General features: G+C 61.1%; 16 protein-coding genes. 12 read left to right on the forward strand and 4 right to left on the reverse strand.

Annotated elements, in window-relative coordinates; translation table 11 throughout:
• Positions 1 to 27: 27 nt before the first annotated feature.
• From nudC to PRI8871_RS02270, 3 genes are all read left to right on the forward strand, one after another.
• Positions 28 to 999: an NAD(+) diphosphatase gene (nudC, locus tag PRI8871_RS02260; RefSeq protein ID WP_108884549.1), complete on the forward strand. Its 972-nt coding sequence runs from the start codon at positions 28 to 30 to the stop codon at positions 997 to 999.
• A 52-nt stretch (positions 1000 to 1051) separates the two neighbouring features.
• Complete coding sequence (locus tag PRI8871_RS02265; protein WP_108884550.1) at positions 1052 to 1519, forward strand: SRPBCC family protein; 468 nt, start codon at positions 1052 to 1054, stop codon at positions 1517 to 1519.
• 76 nt (positions 1520 to 1595) lie between these two features.
• Positions 1596 to 2405: a DUF4198 domain-containing protein gene (locus PRI8871_RS02270; RefSeq protein ID WP_108884551.1), complete on the forward strand. Its 810-nt coding sequence runs from the start codon at positions 1596 to 1598 to the stop codon at positions 2403 to 2405.
• Between the two features lie 28 nt (positions 2406 to 2433).
• On the opposite strand, the gene hemC is transcribed toward PRI8871_RS02270, so the two are convergent.
• On the reverse strand, positions 2434 to 3387 hold the full coding sequence (hemC, locus tag PRI8871_RS02275) for a hydroxymethylbilane synthase (RefSeq protein ID WP_108884552.1): 954 nt from the start codon (positions 3385 to 3387) through the stop codon (positions 2434 to 2436).
• 101 nt (positions 3388 to 3488) lie between these two features.
• Between hemC and hemE the strand changes: the two genes are divergently transcribed.
• On the forward strand, positions 3489 to 4526 hold the full coding sequence (gene hemE / locus PRI8871_RS02280) for a uroporphyrinogen decarboxylase (protein WP_108884553.1): 1038 nt from the start codon (positions 3489 to 3491) through the stop codon (positions 4524 to 4526).
• Here the strand turns inward: hemE and PRI8871_RS02285 are convergent.
• A complete protein-coding gene (locus PRI8871_RS02285; protein ID WP_108884554.1) occupies positions 4510 to 5466 on the reverse strand; it encodes a DMT family transporter in 957 nt (318 codons plus the stop codon). The two genes, hemE and PRI8871_RS02285, sit on opposite strands and share 17 nt — an antisense overlap.
• A gap of 136 nt (positions 5467 to 5602) precedes the next feature.
• Between PRI8871_RS02285 and PRI8871_RS02290 the strand changes: the two genes are divergently transcribed.
• Positions 5603 to 6541, forward strand: coding sequence for an ABC transporter ATP-binding protein (locus PRI8871_RS02290; protein ID WP_108884555.1), 939 nt, complete (start codon positions 5603 to 5605; stop codon positions 6539 to 6541).
• On the forward strand, positions 6538 to 7299 hold the full coding sequence (locus PRI8871_RS02295) for an ABC transporter permease (RefSeq protein WP_108884556.1): 762 nt from the start codon (positions 6538 to 6540) through the stop codon (positions 7297 to 7299). Before PRI8871_RS02290 ends, PRI8871_RS02295 begins: the two co-directional genes overlap by 4 nt.
• A 98-nt stretch (positions 7300 to 7397) precedes the next feature.
• On the opposite strand, the gene PRI8871_RS02300 is transcribed toward PRI8871_RS02295, so the two are convergent.
• Complete coding sequence (locus PRI8871_RS02300; RefSeq protein WP_108884557.1) at positions 7398 to 8459, reverse strand: YeeE/YedE family protein; 1062 nt, start codon at positions 8457 to 8459, stop codon at positions 7398 to 7400.
• Between the two features lie 194 nt (positions 8460 to 8653).
• On the opposite strand from PRI8871_RS02300, the gene PRI8871_RS02305 reads away from it, so the two are divergent.
• From PRI8871_RS02305 to PRI8871_RS02320, 4 genes are all read left to right on the forward strand, one after another.
• A complete protein-coding gene (locus PRI8871_RS02305) occupies positions 8654 to 9076 on the forward strand; it encodes a cupin domain-containing protein (protein ID WP_108884558.1) in 423 nt (140 codons plus the stop codon).
• 64 nt (positions 9077 to 9140) lie between these two features.
• Positions 9141 to 10373, forward strand: coding sequence for an MFS transporter (locus tag PRI8871_RS02310; RefSeq protein ID WP_108884559.1), 1233 nt, complete (start codon positions 9141 to 9143; stop codon positions 10371 to 10373).
• 71 nt (positions 10374 to 10444) lie between these two features.
• A complete protein-coding gene (locus tag PRI8871_RS02315) occupies positions 10445 to 11314 on the forward strand; it encodes a 50S ribosomal protein L11 methyltransferase (protein ID WP_108884560.1) in 870 nt (289 codons plus the stop codon).
• Positions 11315 to 11415: 101 nt separating this feature from the next.
• Positions 11416 to 11760: a hypothetical protein gene (locus PRI8871_RS02320; RefSeq protein WP_146188632.1), complete on the forward strand. Its 345-nt coding sequence runs from the start codon at positions 11416 to 11418 to the stop codon at positions 11758 to 11760.
• A gap of 54 nt (positions 11761 to 11814) precedes the next feature.
• On the opposite strand, the gene PRI8871_RS02325 is transcribed toward PRI8871_RS02320, so the two are convergent.
• Complete coding sequence (locus tag PRI8871_RS02325; RefSeq protein WP_108884562.1) at positions 11815 to 12018, reverse strand: DUF1127 domain-containing protein; 204 nt, start codon at positions 12016 to 12018, stop codon at positions 11815 to 11817.
• Between the two features lie 309 nt (positions 12019 to 12327).
• Here PRI8871_RS02325 and ruvC point away from each other — a divergent pair, with 309 nt between their 5' ends.
• Both ruvC and ruvA read left to right on the forward strand, forming a co-directional pair.
• Positions 12328 to 12816: a crossover junction endodeoxyribonuclease RuvC gene (gene ruvC / locus PRI8871_RS02330; RefSeq protein ID WP_108884563.1), complete on the forward strand. Its 489-nt coding sequence runs from the start codon at positions 12328 to 12330 to the stop codon at positions 12814 to 12816.
• Complete coding sequence (ruvA, locus tag PRI8871_RS02335; RefSeq protein ID WP_108884564.1) at positions 12813 to 13487, forward strand: Holliday junction branch migration protein RuvA; 675 nt, start codon at positions 12813 to 12815, stop codon at positions 13485 to 13487. The genes ruvC and ruvA overlap by 4 nt, the downstream gene beginning before the upstream one ends.
• Positions 13488 to 13511: the final 24 nt, after the last annotated feature.

The raw sequence follows: 13511 nt of genomic DNA on the forward strand, positions 1-13511 counted from the left end.
GCAAAATCACGTTTCGCCGGAGGAACCATGCGCCACGCAGAACAGGTCACATTCGGAGGCTCTGCCCTTGACCGCGCGGCAGACCTGCGCGGCGACATTCCCGCGCTGGCCGCTGCGATGCAGTCCGACGCCACACGGGCGATAGTGATGTGGCGGGGCAAGCCGCTGATCGAAGGCGCGGAAGACAGTTGTGCTTTGGCGCGGCTGCCGCTGACGCATCCGGTTCTGGCCGAGTCCCGCGCAGACCCCATCTTGCTTGGCCGCGAAGCGGGCGCGGCGGTGTTCGCCTATGACATTTCCGCGTGGCAACCGGCCGATTTGGACGCCGATGCGATGGGCAGTTTTCTGGACCAGTCCGAACAGGTGCACCCGTCATTTGACGGCACGTTGCGCTTTGCCGAATTGCGCCGGATCATGACCCGGCTGACCCCGCGCGACGCCGAATTGGCGGCGACGGCGAAAGGCATCCAAAGCTGGCACGCGACCCACGGGTTCTGCGCCAAATGCGGCCAGCCGTCGGAAACCGTTCAAGCCGGATGGCAGCGGACCTGCCCGGCTTGCGGCGCCCAGCATTTCCCGCGCACCGATCCGGTGGTCATCATGCTGGTCACCCATGGCAACAAAGTGCTGCTGGGCCGGTCGGATGGTTGGCCCGACGGGATGTATTCCTGCCTTGCCGGGTTTGTGGAACCGGGCGAGACAATCGAAGCCGCCGTCCGCCGCGAGGTCTGGGAAGAGGCGGGCATTAAGATAGGTGAGGTGCGCTATCTGGCCAGCCAGCCTTGGCCCTTCCCAGCGTCTTTGATGTTCGGATGCCATGGTATCGCCACCAGCGAAGACATTACGGTTGATCCCAATGAGCTTGAACACGCCATGTGGGTCAGCCGCGAAGACGTTATGGATGCGTTTGCGGGCAACAGTGGCAACCTACTTCCGGCGCGAAAGGGCGCGATTGCGCATTTCTTGTTGCGCAATTGGCTGGCAGACAGGCTATCTTAACCATAACCGCCCATAGCAAGGGCAGAGCAGACATATTTATCAGGACGACTAAATGCGCTTTTCCTCCAAAGAAGATCTCGACGCACCGATTGACGCGGTATTCAAGGTTTTGACCGATTTCGAAACGATTGAACGCGCGGCCATTCGCCGTGGCCTGGATGTGCGCAGAACCGCCGGAGGGGGCGAACCGGGGGCAGGCACGACCTGGAAGATCGGCTATGAATGGCGCGGCAAAAAGCGCGAAGGTACCTTGGTCCTTAGCGCCTATGAAGCGCCGATTTCCATGCGTTTCGATGCCGATTCCGATGGGCTGGAAGTTGTGGCAAATGTCGAACTGGTGTCGCTGTCGCAGGCACACACCCGCATGATGTTCGACGCCACGTTGAAACCCACCAATTTGCCCGCGCGCCTTTTGCTGCAATCGCTGAAGCTGGCCAAAGGCACGCTGGACCGCCGGTTCGCCAAGCGCTTCGCGGGCTTTGCATCACGGGCCGAAGAAAGCGCGCAGGATCTGGCCTAGTCGCCGCCTGCGTCTGAACTAAGTAGGTGTCAGCGCCGCTCATGCTGGGCGGCACTTGGGGCAAAGGACGACGCAGATGGGGCTAAAGGCGCTGATCGCCGGGCTGGTAGTAACGGTGGGGTTTGGCGGCATCGCCACTGCCCATGAATTCTGGATTGACCCGCATGGCTATCAGGTGGCTGAAGGCGACCCGATTGTTGCCGACCTGCGGGTCGGTCAGGATTTCCAAGGCTCGGTCTATGCCTATATCCCGGCCAATTTCACCCGGTTCGAACTGGTGCAGGGCGATGCGGTTGCCCCCGTAGAAGGCCGCGCCGGGGATCGTCCCGCGCTGAATATGGCGGCACCGGGCGACGGGTTGGCCGTGGTCGTGCATGTGACCAAGGACTATCTGCTGACCTATTCTGAGCGTGAGAAATTCGTTAATTTCGTCACCCACAAAGATTTCGCCTGGGCCTTGGATCAACACGCCGCGCGCGGCTTGCCTGAGGTCGGGTTCCGCGAACGTTACAGCCGCCACGCCAAAGCCCTGATCGACGTCGGCACCGGCGCGGGGCAGGATCGCGTTGTCGGGTTGGAAACCGAAATTCTGGCACTGGCCAATCCCTATACCGACGACCTAAGCGCGGGCTTCCCGGTTCAGGTGTTCTATCAAGGGCAGGTCCGGGCGGACGTTCAGGTCGAGGTGTTCGACAAAGCCCCGAATGGCGACGTGACCATTTCGCAATACCGCACCGATGCAGATGGTAAAGCGCTGGTGCCGGTCATGGCGGGGCATAGCTATCTGGTCGATTCGGTGGTGATGCGCCCGGTGGATCCCATGGGCGATGATCTGGCGGTGTGGGAATCGCTTTGGGCGTCAGTGACCTTTGCGGTGCCTCAGTAGGCAAAAGGGGCCGTGTGGCCCCTTCGCTTTAGTGCTTGAAGAAATCCGGGCCAGCCTTGGCCAACAGCTCCTCGGCCAAGGCCTTGCCGATCTTCGGGCCATCGCCCACGGGGCCTGACCGTGTTCCGGTGAAGGTCTCGCTGCCATCTGGGCGCAGGATTTCGCCCTGAAGGGTCAGCGTGTCACCGTCCAGCGTGGCCAGTCCGGCAATCGGCGTTTCGCACGACCCGTCCAACGCCAGCAGGAAGGCCCGTTCTGCCGCCAAACGCAGGCCGGTGTCGCGGTCATGGATCGCGTCCAGCATCGCCTTGGTGCGGGGATCATCCATGCGCCGTTCAATGCCAATCGCGCCTTGCGCAATGGCGGGCAGCATATCGTCTACGTCAATCGCATGGGCGGGCACATCGTCCATGTTCAAACGGTTGAGGCCCGCTTTGGCCAAGAACGTGCATGCGGCCACGCCCTCATCCAGTTTTTTCAGGCGGGTTTGCAGGTTGCCGCGAAATTCGACCACAGTCAGATCGGGGCGGCGGGCCAGCAACTGCGCGCGGCGGCGCAGAGACGAGGTGCCAACCACCGTGCCAGCGGGCAGGGCGGCCAACCCGTCATAGGCCGGAGAGATGAACGCATCACGCACATCTTCGCGCGGCAGGTAACAGTCGAGGATCAGGCCATCGGGCTGCACTGTCGGCATGTCTTTCATCGAATGCACGGCGATGTCGATGCTGCCATCGAGCAGTTGTTCTTCGATTTCCTTGGTGAATAGGCCTTTGTTGCCGATCTCTTTCAGCGGAATATCCGCAGCGATCAGGGCGCGGTTGTCGCCGGTCGTCTTGATGACGACGATCTCAAACGCCTCTTCGGGCAGGTCAAAGGCCGCGCCAAGGCGGCGGCGGGTTTCATATGCCTGCGCCAGGGCCAGCGGCGAGCCGCGCGTGCCGATGCGCAAAGGGTTGGTCGGGGTGGGCAGATCGCGTGTCATACCGAATGCTTAGTCGCGTCGCTTTGTCGTGGCAACGGGGGTTGCGCTTGACATGATGCCGCTGACAGCGGACGAGAGGGGCAAAGCACAAGGAGCAAGACATGGCCCCGACGAAAACGATCCTTCGCGCCCTTGCGGGTGAAACCCTGCCGACCCCGCCGATCTGGATGATGCGGCAAGCAGGCCGTTACCTGCCCGAGTACCGCGCCACCCGTGCGCAGGCCGGGGATTTCCTGTCGCTGTGCTACAACTCGGAACTGGCCGCCGAGGTGACCTTGCAGCCGATCCGCCGCTATGGCTTTGATGCGGCGATCCTGTTTGCCGATATTCTGCTTTTGCCGCAGGCACTTGGCGCTGATCTGTGGTTTGTCACCGGTGAAGGCCCGCGCCTGTCGACCATTCAGTCGGACGCCGATTTCGACAAGCTGGGCGGCGGCGAGATGATCCACGACACGCTGAACCCGATCTATGAAACCGTCCGCATTCTGCGCCGCGAACTGCCCGAGGAAACCACGCTGATCGGCTTTGCCGGTGCGCCGTGGACCGTGGCGACCTATATGATCGCTGGTCGCGGCACCCCGGACCAAGGCCCCGCTCATGCGCTGAAGGCCGAAAACCGCGCGCTGTTCGAAAAAATTATTGAGCGCCTGACTGAATCCACCATCGACTATCTGTCGGCCCAGATCGAAGCGGGTGCCGAGGTGGTGAAGCTCTTTGATAGTTGGGCAGGATCGCTGAAGGGCGATGATTTCGCCAAGTACGCGCTGGAACCGGCCCGCATCATCACCCAAGAGCTGAAATCCCGCCACCCCGACATTCCCGTCATCGCCTTCCCGCGTGAGGCGGGCGAGGGCTATATCGGCTTTGCCAAGGCAACCGGGGCCGACTGTGTGGCCATCGACAATTCGGTCAGCGCTGAATGGGCGGCCAAGAATGTACAGGTCGACGGCTGCGTTCAGGGCAATCTGGCGTCGCGCCATATGGTGACGGGCGGCGATGATCTGGTCGAGGAAACCCGCGCCATCGTCAAAGCCTTCTCAAAAGGGCCGCATATCTTCAACCTTGGCCACGGGATCACGCCGGACGCGGACCCCGAGAACGTCAAGCTGATGATCGATACCGTCAGATCGGGGCTTTGATCGGTTTGGGTTTGCGGCGTTCACGCATGAACACCACAAGCCCGGCCCCGACGATCAGCACGCAACCGGCCCAGACCGCAAGGCTGGGCCGTTCACCAAAGATGACCCATCCCCAGAAGAACGCCGCCGGTAGCCCGATATATTCGAAGGGTGCCACAGTGGCGGCATCGGCCAGCCGGTAGGCCGCCGTTAGCAAATACCCCGCCAGCGCGTAAACGGTGCCAGAGGCCAGAAAGACCAGCAGGTCATGGTTGCTTGGCCAGATCCACGCCCGCAGGATGAATTGCAGGCTTTCGTTGGTGACCCCTTCGGCATAGCGCCCGTCACCGGCCACGGCAAAGACGCCAATCGACACGACCATAAAGACGATCTGGTTATAAAATGACATCGCCCCCGCGGATGAGGCGACCCCAAGTTTGCGCGTCATGACCTGCAAGAAGGCGTAGAACAGCGCCGACAGGATCGGCAGGGCCAGAACGATGCTTTGCCCGCCGGACACCTTCCAAGGCTGGTACACAATGGCCACGCCTACGAACCCGACCAGAACCGCGCCAAGCCGATAGGGGCCAACCTTTTCGCCCAGCAGCGGGATCGACAGCAGGGTGATGAACAGGGGCGCGACAAAGAACATCGCGGTCGCTTGGCCCAGCGGCATGACCGCCAGCGCGGAAAAGAACAACAGGCTGGAAATCACCACGGTCAGCCCGCGCAGGGCGTGCATGACCGGGCGGCGGGTGCGCAGTTGCGACAGGCCCCCTTCGCTTAGGACGATGCCCAAAGTGATGACCATGGCAACGGCGGTTCGTAGCAAAACGATCTCGTGCAGCGGATACCCGCCCGAGAGGCTTTTGACGATCATGTCATTGACAGTAATGAAGAATACGCCAACGCAAATAAGCGCGATGGCCCGGCCCGGCCGGTCGATGTGGCTGCTGTTCATGTGTCAATGGCTAACGGGCGCACAGGCACTGCGCCATCCCATTTGCGACCATTTTGAAAAATTTCACAAAATCCCGATTGCGATCTGAACCATTCGGTTTAATTTTGAACGACTCGACGAAGCCGGAGGGGCTGACATGACCGATATGGTCGAAATACAGAATCTCGCAAAGCGGTATGAGAGTGGGTTCGAGGCGCTGAAAGGCGTGTCGCTCAACATCCGCGAAGGCGAAATCCTTGCACTGCTGGGGCCAAATGGCGCTGGAAAAACGACGCTGATCTCAACCGTGTGCGGGATCACCTTGCCAACAGATGGCACGATCAAAGTGGGCGGGTTTGACACCATCACGCAGTACCGGCAGGCCCGGTCGTTGATTGGGCTGGTGCCGCAGGAAATCCATCTTGAACCGTTTGAGACCGTCTGGAACGCCGTGAACTATTCGCGCGGGCTGTTTGGCAAAAAGCGCAACACCAAACTGGTGGAAGACATCCTGCGCAAGCTGAGCCTGTGGGACAAGAAAGACAGCCGGTCGATGGAACTGTCGGGCGGGATGAAGCGCCGCGTGTTGATCGCCAAGGCGCTGGCGCATGAGCCGCGTGTGCTGTTTCTGGATGAACCGACGGCGGGGGTGGATGTGGAACTGCGCCGCGATATGTGGAAGGTTGTCGAAGATCTGCGCGCCCAAGGCGTGACGATCATTCTGACCACCCATTACATCGAAGAGGCCGAGGCCATCGCCGACCGCATCGGCGTGATCAACAAAGGTCAGATCCTGCTGGTCGAAGAAACCGGCGCGCTGATGAAACGTTTGGGCAAAAAGACCCTGCGGATCGAATTGCACGATGCAGTGGCCGCCATTCCTGAAGCGCTGGCAAGCTATGGTCTGACGCTGGAGGATGCCGGGCAGACCATCGTTTACGACTACGACACCAACGCCGAACGCACGGGTATTGTGCGCCTGATGGCCGATCTGGCCGAGGCCGGTTTGGTGCTGCGCGACATCCAGACCAAGCAGAATTCGCTGGAAGATATCTTTGTGGACCTTGTTCACAAACAACAGGAGGGCGCGGCATGAACCTGACCGCGATTTGGTCCATCTACCGGTTTGAGATGGCGCGGTTTTTCCGCACGCTGACCCAAAGCTTCGTCTCGCCGGTGATCTCGACCTCGCTTTATTTTGTCGTCTTCGGCTCGGCGATCGGATCGCGCATCGATCAGGTGGACGGGGTCAGCTATGGCGCGTTCATCGTGCCGGGGCTGGTGATGCTGAGCGTGATGATGCAGGGCATTTCGAACGCGTCCTTCGGCATTTACTTCCCCAAGTTCATCGGCACAATCTATGAGCTGTTGTCCGCGCCGATCAACTTTATCGAGATCGTGATTGGCTTTGTCGGGGCGGCGGCGACCAAGGCTTTGTTCATCGGGGTGGTGATTCTGATCACCTCGGCCTTGTTCGTAGATCTGACCATTGCACACCCCTTGGCTATGGTGGCCTTCTTGGTGCTGACCTGTGTCAGTTTCGCGCTGCTGGGGTTCATCCTAGGCATCTGGGCGCGGAACTTTGAACAGCTGCAATTGGTGCCATTGCTGGTGGTGACGCCCTTGGTGTTCCTTGGCGGGTCGTTCTATTCGATCTCGATGCTGCCGCCGTTCTGGCAGACGGTGACGCTGTTTAATCCGGTGGTTTACCTGATCTCGGGGTTCCGTTGGTCGTTCTATGGGCTGGCCGATGTGCCGATCGGTCTGAGCCTTCTGGCCATTGCTGGCTTCACCGCGCTGTGCCTTGGGGTGATCTGGTGGATCTTCAAAACCGGCTGGCGCATCCGCTCGTGATGGATGTTGCAGAACGGCGCCTTCGGGCGCCGTTTTTTGCGTATTTGGAAAGAGAAGAAGCAGGGGGACGGCGCGGACGTGTTTGCGCCTGTCCCGGTTTAAACGTGGGCGGGCTGGCCGCGCCCACCAAGGATCATGTCCATGCTCATGCCGCCGATCCACATGCAGAACAGCGCCAGCCACGCGGTGCCAGCAAAGATCGACCCGCCGGTGACGCCCGCGCCGATGGCGCAGCCGCCCGCCAGCATGCCGCCAAAGCCCATCAGCGCCGCGCCGATCATCGCATTGCGCATGGGGGTGGGGCCTTCGAAGCCCTGGAACTTCAGTTCCTTGGCAAAGGCGGCGGCAAGGAATGATCCCAGCACGACGCCGGGCACAAGGCCGATGTCGAATTCCAGAACAGAGCTGCGATCAAGAAAGAACATCAGCGTATTGGCCGACGGGCCGGTGAAGGTGGCGCTTTCGATCTGCATCGGTTCGAACGACACCTGCGCGAGCGTGTAGGTCAGCACCCAGCCCAAGGCCACGGCAAATCCAACGCCCGAGGCGAAGATCAGGCGCGACAGGCCGATCTTGTGACGGCGGGCCAGTTCCCACGCCACGGCGGCGATCATCAGCCCGACCAGCAGGCCGGTGGTGTCGGGCAGGTGCATCGCGGTGACCAGATCGACATTGCGTCCGCCCGAGGTGATCCAGGCGGCGGCGATACGGTCGCGGACCGGGGCAAGCCAGCCGGTCAACGTCATTTGCGCGACCACGGCGAAGATCAGGCCGGATACGACCGACCGCAGGTTTCCGGTTGCCGCCAGCACCAGCAATCGGCCCGAGCAGCCGCGCGCCAGAACCATGCCAGCGCCGAACATCAGCCCGCCGACGATGGCGCCTGACCAGCTTCCGGGGACGGCCATCATCCGCGATTCGGCCGGATCAAACAGGCCCGTCATCCGCGCCATCTGCACCCAGACCACGGCGGTTGAGAAGGTCAGCAGCCAAACCGCCACCTTGTCGCCCATGATCCCGCGCGCAAATTCGACTGTGGCGGCCCGCAGGCAGAACCGCGACCGCTGGGCCGCGACGCCGAACACCACGCCGGTGATCAGCCCGAACAGCGCGGCGGTCGGACCTTCGCCTATGGCTTCGACAACTGGGATGATGTCCATTTGGCCTCTCCTTGGTTTTGCGACAAATGCCAGAACGTGAATGCGACGTCATTGATTCAGATCAGGTGATCTGAATGCGACGTCGGCGTCGGAATTGGGCGCTTCGGCGGCGACATGAGTGGTCGGAAATGGCGCAGACCCCCGCGCCGCTCCGTGGGAGTGTGAGCGCTATCCAGAGTGTTGAGGAGGATGCCATGGATCTAAGGCTGGTCGGGAATCTGGCGCAGGTTTTGGCGCAAATGCCGGTGATGGCCCGTGCGGACATGGTGCCATTGGAAGGCGGCAGTGATCCGGCCTTTGGCAGTGTCAAATGGCGCACCCTGTTCAGCGCAGACCGAACCCCGACCGAAGGCATGGTCATGGGCGTGGCCGAATTTGGCCCGCATGGCACGCTGAATGCCCATCGTCATGGCCCGGCCGAGATTTACTATGGTCTGGAAGGCACTGGCATGGTCACCATCGACGGCGTGGACCACATGATCGCGCCGGGTGTGGCGCTGTTCATCCCGTCCGAGGCCGAACATCGCACCATCGCCGGGCCGGATGGGCTTCGGTTCCTTTATGTCTTTGCGCGCGATTGCTTTGAGGATGTGGACTATCGGTTCAGCGCGGCCTGACCGCGATTTCGGGCTGACGCGCTTTCCTCTCGCAAAGGGCAGGCAAAGGGCGTAAAGCCGAAATATGACGCGCATCGTACCCCTTGCTGAGGCGCGGCACCTGCCTGTCTGGCGCCGCCCCATGACCCTTTTGTTCCTGATGGCCTTGGCCATGCCCTTGTCCTTCGCGACATGGTCGGCCTTGCTCAATAACTTCGTCATCGACGTGGCGCAGTTTCAGGGCGATGACATTGGGCTGTTGCACACGGTGCGCGAAATTCCCGGATTTCTGGCTATCGGTGTGATCCTTGTGATCCGCCTGATGCGCGAACAGACGCTTGCCATGGTGTCGCTGGTGCTGCTGGCTCTGGCGACGATGGTCACGGCGAAATTCCCCCAGTTGGGTGGCATTCTGACCATCACAATGCTCAGTTCCATCGGGTTTCACTATTACGAGACGGTGAACCAGTCGCTGCAATTGCAGTGGCTGCCCAAAGACCGTGCGCCCAAGGTTCTGGGTCTGCTGATGGCGGCAGGGTCGGCGGCGACGCTGGTGGCCTATGTGCTGATCGTGCTGACATGGGACCGGCTGGGCCTGTCCTATGACACGGTTTACATGGTGTCGGGCGCGGCGACTTTGGTGATTGTGGCCTATTGCGTGTTCATGATCCCGCAGTTTGAAGCCCCAAATCCGCAGGTCAAAAAGTTCATCCTGCGCAAACGCTATTGGCTCTATTACGCGATGCAGTTCATGTCGGGCGCGCGCCGTCAGATCTTTGTCGTTTTCGCGGGCTTTATGATGGTCGAACGGTTTGGCTTTGACGTGCATGAAGTCACGGGGCTGTACCTGATCAATCTGGTGGCCAATATGGCGCTGGCCCCGCTGCTGGGGCGGGCGGTGCATCGGTTTGGCGAACGCCGGGCGCTGGTGTTCGAATACGCGGGGCTGGTGATTGTGTTCCTGGCCTATGGCGGGATCTACTATTTCGGCTGGGGCGTTCTGTTGGCGTCGATACTTTACGTGATTGACCATATCTTCTTTGCGCTGGCCCTTGCGCTGAAGACCTATTTCCAAAAGATCGCGGACCCCGGCGATATCGCCCCAACGGCGGCTGTGGCCTTTACCATCAACCATATCGCGGCGGTGTTCCTGCCGGTGCTGCTGGGGCTTTTGTGGCTGGCCTCGCCGGGGGCGGTGTTCGTTCTGGCGGCGGGTATGGCGGCGACCTCGCTGGCGCTGGCGTTGATGATCCCGCGCCATCCCGAACCGGGGTATGAGACGATCTTTGCCCGTCCCACGCCCGCTGCGGCCGAATAACGGCAAGGTCTGGTGCTGGTACATCGGATCGGATAGCAAGGCCGCGCATTCCCGCCCTCAGGAGACCGACAATGCCCACATGGACCGCCTATACCAAGCTGACCGAAAAAGCGCCCTCCGAGGCGTTGGGCCTTGCGCTTGAGGGGATGGAGCCTGAGCCTTACGGCGTTGGCGTCTTTGAGATGGAAGACGGCTCGGGCCTGTGGGAGGTTGGCGCCTATTTCATGGACAAGCCAGACGATGTGGTTTTGGCACTGTTGCAGGCCGCCCATGGGGCGCAGCCGTTCATCATTTCCGAAGTGCCGGATGTGGATTGGGTCGCCAAAGTGCGCCGCGATCTTAGCCCGGTTGTCGCGGGCCGCTTTTTTGTCCATGGCAGCCACGATGCCGACAAGGTGCCCGCCGATAGCGAACCGCTGCTGATTGAGGCGGCGATGGCCTTTGGCACCGGCCACCACGGTACAACGCTGGGCTGTCTGAAGGCGCTGGACCGGTTGGATAACGAAGGCTTTGTTGGTCAGTCGGTGGCCGATATCGGCTGTGGCACCGCCGTTCTGGCAATGGCTGCCGCGCGGATCTGGCCGAACCCGGCACTGGCCAGCGATATTGACCCCGTCGCCGTCGAAGTGGCCGAGGCGAACGTCGCCGCGAACAATATGACGGGCCGGGTGATCTGCCTTGAGGCCACGGGGTTTGACCATCCGCAACTGTCCGAGGCCGCGCCGTTTGACCTGATCTTCGCCAATATCCTCAAGGGGCCGCTGGTGGACATGTCGGGCGATCTGACCGGCGCGCTGCGGTCGGGCGGTTACGCGATTCTGTCGGGCATTCTGAACGATCAGGCCGACGAAGTGGTCGCCGCCTATGCCGAACATGGCGCGGGCGTGCACTACCGCGAAGAAAACGGCGAATGGACGACGCTGACGCTGAAAAAGGCTTGATTTCCCGATAGCGATGCAAAAGCGGTCAATCGCCTAAGATTTGCCGCATTACTTTGGCAGAAGTGACGCAATCGCTATCGAAAGGATCTGAGGAGGCCTTCATGTCAGAAGCTATGCGCAGCTTTGATCGCCGTGCCAAAAACGTGCAATCGACGCATCGTAAACTGGCCGGGGGCTATACCGAAAAGATCAACAAGAACGGTATCGTCGAACTCAAACCCCGCAAGACGATCAGCCTTGGACCGCTACGCTATATCGTGCTGTTTGCGCTGGCCTTTATCGGGCTGAAGGGCCTGATCCTTAGCCAGATCGGGTTTGAGGCCTATGACGGGCATCTGGCGTTCTTCGAACTGGGATCAACCGGGGAACGGATGGGCGCTTGGCTGATGCAGATCGATCCGGCCACGGCATGGATCGCCAATCTGCTCCAATCCCTGCCGATCTAAGCCCCGATCCGCCAAAGAAAAAAGCCCCGCCAATCACTGGCGGGGCTTTTTCGTTCAGCGACCGATAAACCGAATATCGTAGCGCGTCAGGCCAATGTCGGCCAATTCGTCATCCGTCAGCATGTTCAATTCGCGACGGGTATTCTGGGCCTCACGCCAAACCGCATATGCAGCATGGGCTTCGGTAATTGCACGCATGATCCGCGCGATCAGGCCGCGATGGGCCAGTGCAGTGCTGGAGGTCTCGATTGCAGCCATTTGCCTGTTCCTTCTTCGCAGGGTGCATCATTTTCGAGCGGCAGATACGCCCTGTTCACGGCCCGGACAACTGGCGCGAGACGCATGGTCGTCATGCAATTTATGCATGACCAGATGGCGCGTAAGGCGTTGAAATAAAGTAAGCTTTGGTGCGGCTTTCGGGTATTTTTACTGCCCTTCCAAGGGGCGCGTTCTTGCCCGGTGTCGCCTTCGGCGCAAAGGGTGTCGAAAACGGCTTTCGCGCATTTGGCTTGGCCTATGTTCGCGTTTCGTGCTACTGGGATGAAAAAGCAACAAGGGCAGGTCAGCATGCGCGTTCTGGGCATTGACCCCGGTCTTCGGAACATGGGGTGGGGCGTGATTGACGCCGAAGGTAGTCGTCTGCGGCATGTCGCCAATGGAATCGTTCACTCTGAAGGGACAGATCTGTCGATGCGGTTGCTGTCGCTTCACACGCAGCTGACGGCGGTTCTGCGCGAATACGCGCCCGACACGGCAGCGGTGGAACAGACCTTCGTCAACAAGGACGCCGTGGCCACGCTGAAACTGGGGCAGGCGCGGGGGATCGCCCTGTTGGTGCCTGCGCAGTTTGGGCTGGACGTCGGTGAATACGCCCCCAACGCGGTGAAAAAGACAGTGGTTGGTGTGGGTCATGCCGATAAAGGCCAGATTGCCCATATGGTGAAAATGCAAATGCCCGGCGTGAAACTGGCAGGCCCCGACGCAGCCGATGCGCTGGCGGTGGCGATGTGTCATGCGTTCTACGTGCGGGCCCCCGGAATGAAGGTGCGGGCATGATTGGCAAACTCTCGGGCCGGATTGATTATAAGGCCACCGATCACGTGCTGATCGACGTGCGCGGCGTGGGCTACATCGTTTATTGCAGCGATCGCACGCTGGCCGGTCTGCCCGGCGTGGGCGAGGCAGTGGCGCTTTATACCGATATGCTGGTGCGCGAAGACCTGATGCAGCTGTTCGGCTTTCCGACGCTGGTCGAAAAGGAATGGCACCGCCTGTTGATGAGCGTTCAGGGCGTCGGGGCCAAGGCGTCGCTTGCCATCCTTGGGACACTGGGGCCGGACGGGGTCAGCCGGGCCATCGCCTTGGGGGACTGGAACGCGGTCAAGGCCGCCAAGGGCATCGGCCCCAAGACGGCGCAGCGCGTGGTGAATGAGCTAAAGGACAAAGCGCCCACGGTCATGGCCATGGGCGCAACGGGTGTGGCCGAACCGGGCGACGACGTGATCGAACCCGTGGCCGACGCGCCCAAGCCAAGCCGCGCCAAGCCCAAGCCGCAGCCCAAGCCGAACCAATCGGCGCAGGCCGAAGCGCTATCTGCCCTTGGCAACCTTGGCTACGGCCCCGGAGAGGCCGCCAGCGCCATCGCCCAAGCCGCAGGCGAACAGCCAGAGGCCGATACCTCGACGCTGATCCGCGCGGCCTTGCGCCTGCTGGCCCCCAAGGACTAAGCCATGGCCAACGCATTTCTTGAA

It is taken from the genome of Pseudoprimorskyibacter insulae (assembly GCF_900302505.1).
Classification (GTDB): domain Bacteria; phylum Pseudomonadota; class Alphaproteobacteria; order Rhodobacterales; family Rhodobacteraceae; genus Pseudoprimorskyibacter; species Pseudoprimorskyibacter insulae.